The sequence below is a fragment of the Pseudomonas sp. Marseille-P9899 genome (genome assembly GCF_903166565.1).
Lineage (GTDB): Bacteria > Pseudomonadota > Gammaproteobacteria > Pseudomonadales > Pseudomonadaceae > Aquipseudomonas > Aquipseudomonas huaxiensis.
Map to the genome: position 1 here is coordinate 773,091 of NZ_CAESCG010000001.1, position 11,413 is coordinate 784,503.

An 11,413-nucleotide genomic window follows, 5' to 3' on the forward strand; every position below is an offset into this window, starting at 1 on the left:
CTTTACCCCACGCGCGATAAGTCCAATGTCCAGGTTTCAGCCATGGAATTCGTTGCCGTTGGCTTGACGCCTGCCATCTTGAGGCGGGCGTACACCCGGCCGACAATGGGCCGCCTGGATCGGGTCAGCGTGTACTGCCAGCCGTTGTTAGCCAGCCACGCAATCTGTTTGCTCGGGAGCTGATAGCCGGTGATACGCACCACCTCTTCCTCGTCGAGAAACTCGCTTGGAATGCTCATGATCTGGCCTCTGTGTCCTGGTGGCGGTCAGGGCGTAGGCCCGTCGCTTTCTGAAGCTTCTTGGCTGCCTGGTTGGCCATGACGGAAGCCCAGTGAGCGGTCATGCGCTGTTGGCGGGTCCGGCTGCATTTCGTATGGCGGCCAACTGTTCGCGCACTCCCGCATATGTCGCACATGACATTTAGATCGAGGGTGTAGGTGGCCAGCCGTGGACGGGTGCGTTCAGTCATGGTGCGCCTCGCGTGACTCCAGTCGATCAAGGCGTTCCAGCTCGGCCAGAATCAGGGCTCCCGCCTTGATGAGCATCAAGCGCTGACTGGTCGGCTTCCAATGCTCTGGCGCCCATGGCCATGTAGCTGGTGGTTTGATGCGAAGGTCGTCAAGGTTTTCGGGGTAGTGCTCGCAGTGCTCTGCCCAGAAGGCGTAGGAGCTTGCCGCCTCGGCGAGCTGCCCCTCGGTGTATTGGTCGTCATGCTCAAGGGTGTAGCCCTCTACGCGAACTTGACGTCGCCGCTCAGTCAGCAGGTCTTTGGCTCCAACACTCCAGGTGGGGCGTTGCGTTTCGAGCAGCGCCCTGGTTTCTTTGATTTGGTCAGTGAGGGTTTCGTCGCGCACCCCTGCGAGTTGCGCCCAATCCTCCAATAGAGAGCAGGAGCGCTCGGCAATCTGGAGAAGATGGAAGTTGAGGTCGGGCTGTTCGCCCTCCGCTTTGTCTAGGTCGTGCACGGCCGTCGCTGCTGTGGTGGCCTTGAGTTGATCGCGCTCGATTTCAAGTAACTCGTTCTGGCGCCAGGCGCTTTGGATCAGGTCCACCAACTCGCTGACTGCTGCCTGCTTGGATTTACGCTCGAAGCGCACCATCATTGAGCGCCGGTCGTTCCCGCCATGGATTTCGAATGTGCTCATGCAGCCTCCCGTTGAGCCACGCTCAGGCCAACCGCGACCGGCCGCACCCAGATCGGCATGCTGCTGAGCATGAAAGTCTCGCCCTGGGCGGCGAGCAATAGAGTGGTGCCCATGACATGGGCAATTGCCTCGGCGGCGGCCGGCGGAACCGCGTTGCCGATGCGCTCGCGCCAGGCTTGGTCGCTCAGGCCGTCCAGCTCCAACTGTTCCTCTGGCTCGACCAGACTCTGCAGCGCGGCCAACTCCAGCGTGGTAAATGGGCGGTGCCAGGTGCCATCGAGCGATTCGATCACGCAGGTGAGGCGGTCGTTTGCCTCGGGCAGGCGCGGGTCGGCAACGCTCCACCGGCCGTTGTCGTACATCGCGCTGGCGGATACGGCTCCGGCCGGCGTCGCCCAGGGCACGACGCCGTAATGCCCGCCAGTCAGGTAGGCATCACCTTTGCGCCGGTTCAGGCCGGGCCGGGGATCAGCGATGGACAGGGCTCCGCTGGCAACCTGCTGGGAGCCGGTGACTGTGCCGGCGGTCTGGCCCATGCCGACGACGTTAAGCTTCCTGCTCGATGCGTTGGGGTGCCAGTTGTGATACCGAGGATCCTGCACAGCGAAGGCGCCCTGACCCGTGGTGCTGCCGGCGATGACGGTACCGGCAGCGCTGTCGAACGGCGTGACCAGATACTTGCCGAAGCCACCGCCTGAACGCCGCGGATCCGCGACGCTGAAGGTGCCCTGCCCGGGGCTTTTCACGCCGATGACAGCGCCGCTGGTGTCTTCCCAGCGCCGCACACCGTACTGCTGGTACTGCAGGGCGCCGGACCTTGCGCGAGGGTCGGCAATGGAGAGCTTGCCGTTGGTTGGTCCACTGCGGGCTGCCACAGTGCCGGCCGACTCGGCCCAGTCATGCACGCCCAGGAAGCCGTCGCGGAACTGCGGGACGATGATCAGATCGCGCAGGTAGCCGTCCTCGATCTCCAAGTCGTTGAGGCTGCGCCAGTCCTTCCCGGCTTCGACCAGGGCGAGTCGCACCCACGTCTTCCACTGCAGTGCTGGAACGCGGTGCATCGGTCCTGCAGCAGCGATGTCGCCGGCCAACGGCATGCGGCCGAGGATGTCGCCGACGGCGCGCAAGGTCTTCTGCTCTGGTTCGTAGAGGAACGGCGGCACCTTTTCGACGTGGCGGGCGACCAGGAGGAAGCGCTTTCGACTCTGGGCCAGGTGACCAATACGGCCACAGTCGTGGGTCGTCTCTGCCACCGCGTAGCCGAAGCTGCCAAGCAGGCTGTTGATCTGGTCCAGCAGGTGCCGGCCGCGCGATGCAAGCCGCGGCACGTTCTCGAAGACAAGCAGGGGCACCGGATCGTCGGCCCATGCTTCGCCGAACAGCCAGATGCAGCGCAGTGTCAGCTCGTTCAGCGCCTGGTACTTGGGCGTCAGGCTCATCTTCTCGGACAGCAGCCCGCTTGCGCCCTTACAGGGAGAGCTGATGAAAACCGCGTCTGGCCGCTGACCGCTGGCTGCCCGGCGGATGTCCTCAGGGGTTGCCTCGCGCCAACCTGGTGGCGGCTCCTTGCCGTGGAAGCGGATGTACTGGTTGCGGGTGAAGAGGTCCAGCAGCGTGCCCTTCACGCCGCTGAGGCGTTCGAAGTCGGCCAGGCCGGCCGGGTCAACGTCGACGCCGCCGAGGCACTGCCACTCCGCCTGCAGATTGCCCACGATGGGCTTGGCCCGGTTGAAGCCCTTGGCGCCGCCGCCTAGGCCGCAGCACATGTGAAAGTGCTTGAGTACGTGCTTGCTGAGGGTCATACGACGGCCCCTTGTTGCTGGGCAACATGCATGGCCTGGGCGTAGGTCATCACGCGACCCTTGAAATGCCACTCCGGAGTGGGCGCGTTGGTCAGCACGAGGGTGTCCAGAAGGGGTACGGGATGGCCTGGTTTCCAGTCATCGCGGACGTGCTTGAGTCCCAGCGCGGATGCGATTGCGGTGGCGTTGTGGCTTTTGCCGCAGCCCATAGGCCCGTGGACCAGAACGCTTTTCGGCAGGCTGTTGGAGGTGCTCATGCTGCAACCTCCGCTTTAGCGCCGCTGGCTGGAGCCTGCTGACGGATCTCGGCGTGCATCAGCCCGGCCAGCTCCCGCAGCCCCTTGGCCTCATTGGCCGACCGATCCCGCCATGCCTCCGTCCCCTTGATCGCGTTGAACGTCCGGTGCGCGAGCTCCAGGGTCTCGGCGGCCTGCGTCAGCAGTTGGTGATCCTGCGCAGTCACGGCCAGGCCGGTGTACGCCCTGACCCGCGCTTCCAGTTCGTTGATAATCCCCTGCAGAGCTGCCTTCGAACGCAGGTGCTCCCGCTGCTCTTTTTCCCGCTCGATCGCCCGATCTTCCAGTGCGGCGTCGATGTCTTTCAGACGCTTCCATGCCATGGCGTCCCGCTGCTTCAAGCCGTCAGCGTGACCGTGCTCGTAGGCTCGCGTGCGAGCCCGGGCGATCAGGTAGGTAGCTACGACCAAGGTCAGTACCAGTGCGATTCCCGCGACGAGCGCGAGGTGTTGTGCGTGCATATGACGTGCTCCAAATGGATTGCCGCTGCCGGGGTTGGGTGAGAGCCGGTGGCGGACGATGCCCCTGGTGGCCGGGGTCGCCTTGTTGCTATGCGGTCTGGGTTGCCTGGGCGTCGAGGTAGGCAGCGAGGTCGTTGAGGTACACGACGTGCTGGGCCCGCGCCGAGTTGTGCAGCTTGGTCAGCTTCAGCTTGATCCGGCCGTCACGAACCAGCTCCCGAAAGTGCCGGTCCGTCTGGATGTGCGGGAAGTAGTGCTCACGTACTGCAGTCATCGTGGGGCAAGGTGTTGTCCACTGCTGCCGCAGCTGGTCGAGGGTGGTCATGCCTGCTCCCCATTCCCCTCCGAGGCCAGGCCGAGCTTGGCCTGGACCTTGGCGACGAGATCTTCCTTGTTCGATCCGCTGGCGACGGCGCACATCTGCCCGATGTTGTCGGTGATCACCGCGGCGAATGGGGTGGCCGGCCAGGGTGTTGGGGTGATGTATGCAATGTGCCCATCGGGCAGGCAGGCGCTGAGGTGGGTATGCGCCTCCATCAGGGCCAGCGCCTTCACGATGTTTTCTGACTGACCGTTGGCGAGGTCCTGGATGAAGTCGCGCAGGTGCAGGTGGTTGGCCGAGTCTCCGCGCTGAAGCATGAGCTTGCCGGTCACCGACTTGAATTCCACCTGCACGCTGGTCGAATCGGCTTCGACGGTGGTGCTGACGGTAGCGGTGTCCCAGCCCTCGAAGCGGCGGATGGGGCACACCGTGCTCCCGCCGTCCTTCAGTATCTGCTGGAGCAGCATGACGTTGCCGAGAGGGACCTGGTATGCGCTCATGCTGCCCCCTTGGTCGCAGGGACAGCATGTGCGTAGCCGCGGGTGTTGATGACAATCAGCATTCCAGTACGGTGCTGGAATGCGTTGACGACCGCCCGGGTGCAGGCAGTGGGGTGCAAGAGGATCTTGCAGGTGCTCGTAAGCTGTGCGTTGGTCATTGCTTCGTACTCAAGGTGAGAGGGGTACGCAGCAAAAATTTAGCAACGGCTAAAAAATATAGCAATAGCCGTTGCTGTAGTTTTTGGTGGGGGCACAAAAAAACCGCCATGAAAGGCGGTTTTTTTAGCGGCTAAAATTATGACTGGATCTGGCTGGGAGGGACGATTCCGCCGACATAGTGGATCGTCTCGATCTCGGAGCGCTGTATCGTTCGGCGTCCGTATGTGTCGTTGACCGCCATCAAACTCACCTCCTCTGGGTTTGAGTACAGAAGCTCCATGATCAAGCTCTCGCCTGTGTTGAGCTTCACAACCACGTACTCCCCCGGCACCAAATCGTGCAGAGGCTCGCACCAGACTACCCACCCATTCCGTATAGCCGGGGCCAGGGCGTCGCCTTTTATCCGAAGCGAGTAAACGCTGGGATCTCGGGAGGGTGTGTCTATCCATCCGGACATCGGGGCGAGGTCAGTCCAGCTGCCATCCTGTTTCAATTGGGCAATTCCTTGGATATGCACCCGCCGGAACGAAGTGGTCAAGCTTGGTCCTGGCTTGATTTCCAGCGATGAGCCTTCCTGGGCTGCATGCGCGGGCATCAAAAGGGTTCCGCCAGGTAGGCCGATTTTATCTTCAAGATTCTTGGCCGCTTTGTCGCCCAGCGGTCGGTGCCCATTCAGCAATTGAGAAAGGTAGGAGGCATCAAGGTTGTAGCGATCAGCGAACTCTTTCGTCTTGAGGTCGCCAATCAACGCCCTGAGGGCGTCGACGCGGATCTGGCTGATATTCATCCATGTATCTTATTGGCAATTAGCGTTTTGTAAATTACAACCAGCTATTGTCTGTTCCTTTAGCAGCTGCTAGTCTTCCGGCGAAATCGGAGGGCCCAAATGAGCTTGCATACGTACATCAAAGAGTTAGACAAGGCGTCGCTGGATGATTTGGCCGTGCGGTGCAACACCACGGTAGGCCAGCTCCGGCAGGTGGCATATGGGAATCGGCGAGCTAATGCAGGTTTGGCTATTAGCTTGGATCGAGAAACGGCAGGAGCAGTGACCTGCGAGGAGTTGCGGCCAGACATTGATTGGGCGTACTTGCGACAAGCAAAGCATTAGGTGCCTGCCTGAGGACTCTCACCTCCCCAGGCAGGCTACGACAGGGCGCACGCACAAATGCACAACGGTCGTGGTCGTAGGATAGGGCGTGCCCGTTCCTCTGGCTACACCGTAAAAGGAGTTTTTACGGTTATGAGCAGGACAGACCTTTTGCCGGGCGCTGGCCCGGTGCTGACCTTGCGCCAGGCGCTTTATCGCGCCGGGCGTGACTTCCAGGGGGGATTCACCCGCCTGGCCTTCGAAATGGTCCTTGAGCAGGACACTCTCCAGAAAAAACTCAATCTCGACGAAGAGCGCCGCTGGCTCAATCCCGATGAGCTGGAAGAGGTGATCCGACTGACCGCCGATCCTCGCCTGCTTGACGCCTTGGTCCGGCCGGCAGGTGCCGTCTGGTACCGCCCCGAGCCGGTTCCCGCTACGAACGAAGCCTTGAAGGCGGTCGGCAAGCTGCTGGAAGAGGCCGGCGAGTTCGTCGCCGCGATGCACGACGGTGCTGCGGACAAGCGCTGGGAGTTGCATGAAGTGCAACTGCTGGAGCAGCGGGGCATGGACGTGATCCGCCAGGTCCTGGCCGTCACCGCCGGGGCGCGGAAGTCGATGGAGGACGGGGCTCATGGCTGACCTGGCTGACATCGCGAACGACCGATCCGAGTTTCATCTCTGCCTCGCCCTACAGCAGTTGGCTCAGCGGCCTGTCAGGCCAAGTGCGCAGTTCTGCGACGACTGCGGTGCCCCCATTCCACTTGATCGGCAAGCAGCGGCGCCGGGATGTGATGCCTGCATCGACTGTCAGCAACTGCGGGAGCGACGTCGATGAGTGAGCACCCGACTACCGCGACGGCTGAATGGGCACGGCGTTACATCGAAACCTTTGGTCTGGCACTGGTCCCCATCGAGCCGGGAGAGAAGGGACCAAAGGGGAGCGGCTGGAACAAGCCTGGCGGCTACTTCACTGAAGCCGCTGATGCCGAGGCTTTCTGGAAGAAGCGCCCGAACCACAACCTGGGGGTGGTCCTCGGGCCGAGTCGTGTCTGTTCCCTGGACGTCGATGATGTGCAGTGCACGCGCCAGATTCTGCGCGAAGTACTCGGCATGGATCTGGACGCCCTGGCCGATGCCTATCCGACATCGGTGGGTAATCCGGCGCGGTTCCGGATCATGTTCCGCGTACCCGATGGCATCGATTTGAGCTGGCATCCCCTGACCTGGCCCAGCCAGGCGGACCCTGATGGTTCAATCCACAAGGCGCTCATGGCTCAGGCCAAGGTCGCCAGAGATGCTGGTGACACTGACAAGGAAGCGGTCCTCAAGGGGGCCGCCGAGCCGTTCAAGAAGATCCCCGTCTTCGAGCTGCGGGCCGGCCTGGTGCAGGACGTGCTGCCGCCATCTATTCACCCTGGTACTGGTCTGCCCTACACATGGCGCACGCCGCCATCTGCGCAAGGGTTGCCCGTACTGCCTCCCCAATTGCTCGCCATCTGGCAAGGCTGGGACGAGTTCAAGCCCAAGGCCGAAGCGGTTTGCCCTTGGCGGCCGCAGTCGGCGCCTGCGCCCCGGCCAACGCCTGCGAAGCCTCGTCGAACTGCTGGCCATTCCGGGCGGGATCTCCCGGATGTCATTCCTCTGTTCAACCAGGCGCACGACATCGCGACGCTGATCGAGGCACACGGCTACGAGCGTCGCGGCGACAAGTGGCTTTGCCCGCAGAGCAGCAGCGGTCTGGCCGGTGTCACCATCATCGACGACAAGCTGTTCTCCCATCACAGTTCCGATCCGCTGGCGAACGGGCACAAGAATGATGCGTTCGATGTCTTCTGCATCCTTGTGCACGACGGTGACCAGCGCGCAGCGACCCGGGCCGCAGCACGGATGCTGGGAATCGACGCCAAGTCTCGGCCGCCTGAGCCTCCGCCACTGGGTGAGCTTCCCCGCACCCCTTCGCCAGAGGCGAAAGCCGGGGTGGGGGAGGGCGCGGCTGGCGAGACGGATGACTCCCCATCCCCCTCGGCGGACGAGGCCCCCAGCACGGCCGGCTCCTCGGCCACCGGGGGCGGCGGGGGAAATGATCCGTTGCGCCGATTTGCCCTGGTTGAGGGCACCACCAACGTGTGGGATCTCGATAAGTGCCAGTTGATGAAAAAGTCTGGCTTCGAAGCCCTGGTCGGGAAGGACATCTCCAAGGAATGGCTGGCGAATGTGGACAAGAAGCTGATCTCGATTGACCAGGTGAAGGAGATCGAGCAGAAGCGCAAGATTTCCGGCCGCAAGGGAGGCGCACTGAACCTGGACCCGATCGACCGGTACGTCTATATCGACGGTACCAAAGACGTCTGGGACCGAGAGAAGAAGCGTCGGATCGCCGAGGGCGCGGTGAAGATGGCCTTGGGGGATGCGTATGCGCTCTGGCTGAACAGCACTCGCCGGCGAGTCGTGGACGTTGATCACATTGTCTTCGACCCCACGATGACCAAGGATCCGAACCTCTACATCAACACCTTCGAGGGGCTACCGCTGGAGCCTGTCCGTGATGATGCGGCCTGCGAGAACTTGCGCTGGTTGATTTCCTTCCTTTGCAACCATGACGACGATGCCATGGCCTGGTTGTTGAAGTGGTTGGCATATCCGCTTCAACACATGGGGGCCAAGATGGATACCGCGGTCCTGATGCACTCCATCATGGAGGGCTCCGGCAAGAGCCTGTTGTTCGCGGATGTCTTTGGGCAGCTCTACGGCCAGTACGCAGCGACCGTTGGCCAGACGCAACTGGAAGGCAGCTTCAACGCCTGGCAGAGCCGCAAGCTGTGGGCGGTATTCGAAGAGGTCGTCAGCCGAGAGCAGCGGTTCAACCAGGTGGGCAAGATCAAGCACATGATCACCGGCAAGACGGTGCGGATGGAGTCCAAGTTCATCAATGGCTGGGAAGAGGCCAACCACATGAACGCGGTGTTCCTGAGCAACGAGATCATGCCCTGGCCCATCGGTGATGATGATCGCCGGATGCTGGTCATGTGGCCCATGGAGACGCTCCCGGTGAAGCGGCAGAAGGCGATCAGTCGCGAGCTGGCCAATGGTGGTGTCGCTGCCCTATATGGATGGTTGCTTGATGTCGACCTGGGCGACTTCGATCAGCGCACTCGCCCACCGAGGACAACGGCCAGGCAGCGTCTGGTTGCCTTGAGCAGAACGGCGTGGCAGACGTTCCTGCACCTTTGGCGTATCGGCGAGCTGGGACACAAGCTCTGGGCGTGCTGCCTGAGCAGCGACCTTTACGCGATGTTCTTGGAGTGGTGCTCCCGGAACAAGGAGCACTCGATGAGCCAGACGAAGTTCTCGCTGATGATCAGCGCGACGGTGATGAAGACGCCGTCGCTCCCCTGGACTGATGGCAACACACGACGGTTCGCCGCGTTCTTCTTCCCCGAAGTTGAAGAACCTTCCCCAGTCCCATCCTTGAAAGCGACCGAGCTGGGCAGGCATGTCGTCGAATGGCGGGCAGCTGCGAGGCTGGCCGGTTGGAACGTCGACGGTTGGGACCACATCAAGGGGCTTGCCGCATGACTATGACTGTTGATGAGGTGGGTGTGTTGGGTTTGTGTCGGGGTGCCCGGAGGGGGGCGCCACACCTGAATGCCGCGATTTTCGCGGGACAGCGGGAGTCTGTGTTGGGTGTGGTGGGTTTGGCGTCGCGCGCGCGTACGCGAGCTTTTTTTCTCGGGGTATCCAATGAGCAAAAAAGCTCCCATGCGAACCCTGAAAAAGTCACCACACCCAACACACTCACCACTGCTCTTGAAAATCCATTGAATTCATTGAGTTTCTTTTGTGTTGGGTTTGTGGTGGGTTGGGCTTTTCTGTGTTGGGTTGCCATCGGGGGGCGTTGGGCATGATGAAGGACATCGATTGCTTGATGCGGCACTGGGCCGAACGGCGCACCCAGCTCGGCCAGTCCAGCCTGGGTAGCCAGATGGGCAGCATCATGGAGTGGAAGGGACTGGCCCCGCGGACTGGGGCTTCTGGGGCACGCATCTTGATCGCCGGGGCGGGGCTGGATCACGCCGCAGCGGAGATCGACGCGGCAGTGGCCGAGCTGGCCCGGCGCGACGCTCGGGGGAAGGTCCTGGCCCGCTTGGCTGTTTTTCGCTACATCCACGGAGCCACCATCCGCGAGCAGATGCGGGAGGTGGGGTTGCAGGAACACGCAGAGCGGACCTACTGGAACTGGGTCGCTGCGCTGCACTTGCAGGTCGCCAGGATCTTGGTGAGCCGTGCAGGACCGAACCGGAGCAATACCGTTCGTCGGGTTGGTATGCGCCGAGCGTGCGCCGAAGGTGCGCCGAAGTAGCGTCGAAGCGACGAACCGAAAATCACCCCTTTTCGGTTTTGCAGTTCGTCGGTAAAAAGTCCCCACGATATGACACCTGCGCATTAAGCGCTCTCCCAAGCACCTAACCACACTCACCGAGAACCCTGCCAGTTGGCGGGGTTTTCTGTTTCTGGTGCCGTGCTTCTGACCTGCGAGGACCGTATGACCAACGAACAACAAGCGTTAATCGAAATGCCCCTGTGGATGGTGATCGTACTGTCCTTGGTGGGCGGGGTATCGGGCGAGACCTGGCGGGCAGACAAGGCCGGCGTCCACGGTTGGGCGCTGGTTCGCCGGGTGGCGCTCCGCTCCGGTGCTTGCATCGTCTGTGGGATGGCCACGTTGATGCTGTTGCACTCGGCAGGGTTGTCGATCTGGGCGGCGGGCGCGTTCGGCTGCCTCACGGCGGTCGCGGGTGCGGATGTCGCCATCGCCCTGTACGAACGCTGGGCAGCGAAGCGGTTGGGCGTGTGCGAAGTGCCCCCATCGAACGGCGGATCGGGTCAGTGAATCTGGCCGGCAGCCCGCGCGGGCCGGGGACCCTGGCGAATTTCGGGGGGTACGGGACGGGGAACCCGCGGGACTTTGTTAGCGGGGAGTTCACCAGCTTAGTGAACTGCGGTGAACTGGTTAACCCCTTGAGTTCACTGGGTAAACAGAGCACTTAGCCATGACCCATTTGAGCAAGTCAGAGTTCGCCGCCCGGCGCGGATGGTCAAAATCATACGTCTCCAAACTGGCGAGTCAGGATCGCCTGGTGCTCACCGACACCGGCAAGGTCGATGTCGAAGCCACCGAGGCGTTGCTGGCTGAGTCCGCGGACCCCAGCAAGGCGGCAGTCGCGGCCCGGCATGAAGAAAGCCGAGTCGAGCGGGATGTTCGTAGCCACCTGCAGGTGGGTGCGGACACACCTGCGGTGCAGCCGTTGGAACCACCGCCCGCCAAGGGCATGGACTTCCAGAAGGCGAGGGCGCACCGAGAGCACTACCTTGCCCAGCTCGCAGAGGCTGAGTTCCACAAGGTCCAGGGCAACCTGGTCGAACGCAAGCCGGTGGAGGATGCCGCGTATGCCGCCGGCCGGATGGTGCGTGACCTGATGCTGGGCCTGGCCCCGCAACTGGCGCCTGAGATTGCTGCCATGAGCGATCCCTGGCTGATCGAAAAACATCTGACGGGTGCCTTTCGCCGTGTCTTCCAAGACGCGATCCGCATGAACGGTGCCGACCTTGAGCAAGCCATGACACAGAGCTAAGC

At 62.2% G+C, this 11,413-nt stretch carries 15 protein-coding genes; 7 read left to right on the forward strand and 8 right to left on the reverse strand.

The annotated features are described in order from the left end of the window. Positions 1 to 2: 2 nt before the first annotated feature. The 8 genes from HWV67_RS03395 to HWV67_RS03430 all read right to left on the reverse strand — a co-directional run bounded on the left by HWV67_RS03395 (position 3) and on the right by HWV67_RS03430 (position 5,472). Entirely contained in the window at positions 3 to 239 is a 237-nt protein-coding gene (locus HWV67_RS03395) for a DUF4224 domain-containing protein (protein WP_175649924.1), read from the reverse strand. Between the two features lie 222 nt (positions 240 to 461). Next, complete coding sequence (locus tag HWV67_RS03400) at positions 462 to 1,145, reverse strand: hypothetical protein (RefSeq protein ID WP_175649925.1); 684 nt, start codon at positions 1,143 to 1,145, stop codon at positions 462 to 464. Beyond that, positions 1,142 to 2,947 (reverse strand): DNA cytosine methyltransferase, encoded by a 1,806-nt coding sequence (locus HWV67_RS03405; RefSeq protein WP_175649926.1) that lies wholly within the window; start codon positions 2,945 to 2,947, stop codon positions 1,142 to 1,144. The genes HWV67_RS03400 and HWV67_RS03405 overlap by 4 nt, the downstream gene beginning before the upstream one ends. Beyond that, complete coding sequence (locus tag HWV67_RS03410) at positions 2,944 to 3,204, reverse strand: hypothetical protein (protein WP_256679998.1); 261 nt, start codon at positions 3,202 to 3,204, stop codon at positions 2,944 to 2,946. Before HWV67_RS03410 ends, HWV67_RS03405 begins: the two co-directional genes overlap by 4 nt. Further along, entirely contained in the window at positions 3,201 to 3,704 is a 504-nt protein-coding gene (locus HWV67_RS03415) for a hypothetical protein (RefSeq protein WP_175649927.1), read from the reverse strand. The genes HWV67_RS03410 and HWV67_RS03415 overlap by 4 nt, the downstream gene beginning before the upstream one ends. Positions 3,705 to 3,792: 88 nt before the next feature. Next, positions 3,793 to 4,029 carry a pyocin activator PrtN family protein gene (locus tag HWV67_RS03420; RefSeq protein ID WP_175649928.1) on the reverse strand — a complete coding sequence of 79 codons (237 nt, stop codon included), beginning with the start codon at positions 4,027 to 4,029 and terminating at the stop codon, positions 3,793 to 3,795. Next, a complete protein-coding gene (locus tag HWV67_RS03425; protein ID WP_175649929.1) occupies positions 4,026 to 4,526 on the reverse strand; it encodes a hypothetical protein in 501 nt (166 codons plus the stop codon). The genes HWV67_RS03420 and HWV67_RS03425 overlap by 4 nt, the downstream gene beginning before the upstream one ends. 295 nt (positions 4,527 to 4,821) lie before the next feature. Further along, positions 4,822 to 5,472, reverse strand: coding sequence for a S24 family peptidase (locus HWV67_RS03430; protein ID WP_175649930.1), 651 nt, complete (start codon positions 5,470 to 5,472; stop codon positions 4,822 to 4,824). Positions 5,473 to 5,571: 99 nt separating this feature from the next. On the opposite strand from HWV67_RS03430, the gene HWV67_RS03435 reads away from it, so the two are divergent. From HWV67_RS03435 to HWV67_RS03465, 7 genes are all read left to right on the forward strand, one after another. Further along, a complete protein-coding gene (locus HWV67_RS03435) occupies positions 5,572 to 5,796 on the forward strand; it encodes a transcriptional regulator (protein ID WP_175649931.1) in 225 nt (74 codons plus the stop codon). A gap of 132 nt (positions 5,797 to 5,928) precedes the next feature. Beyond that, positions 5,929 to 6,417 (forward strand): phage regulatory CII family protein, encoded by a 489-nt coding sequence (locus HWV67_RS03440; protein WP_175649932.1) that lies wholly within the window; start codon positions 5,929 to 5,931, stop codon positions 6,415 to 6,417. After that, a complete protein-coding gene (locus HWV67_RS03445) occupies positions 6,410 to 6,613 on the forward strand; it encodes a TraR/DksA C4-type zinc finger protein (RefSeq protein ID WP_175649933.1) in 204 nt (67 codons plus the stop codon). Before HWV67_RS03440 ends, HWV67_RS03445 begins: the two co-directional genes overlap by 8 nt. Beyond that, complete coding sequence (locus HWV67_RS03450) at positions 6,610 to 9,354, forward strand: bifunctional DNA primase/polymerase (protein ID WP_175649934.1); 2,745 nt, start codon at positions 6,610 to 6,612, stop codon at positions 9,352 to 9,354. Before HWV67_RS03445 ends, HWV67_RS03450 begins: the two co-directional genes overlap by 4 nt. Before the next feature lie 325 nt (positions 9,355 to 9,679). Continuing rightward, positions 9,680 to 10,138: a hypothetical protein gene (locus HWV67_RS03455; RefSeq protein WP_256679999.1), complete on the forward strand. Its 459-nt coding sequence runs from the start codon at positions 9,680 to 9,682 to the stop codon at positions 10,136 to 10,138. Between the two features lie 183 nt (positions 10,139 to 10,321). Then, positions 10,322 to 10,669, forward strand: coding sequence for a phage holin family protein (locus HWV67_RS03460; RefSeq protein WP_175649935.1), 348 nt, complete (start codon positions 10,322 to 10,324; stop codon positions 10,667 to 10,669). A gap of 160 nt (positions 10,670 to 10,829) precedes the next feature. Further along, entirely contained in the window at positions 10,830 to 11,411 is a 582-nt protein-coding gene (locus HWV67_RS03465) for a terminase small subunit (protein ID WP_175649936.1), read from the forward strand. Positions 11,412 to 11,413: the final 2 nt, after the last annotated feature.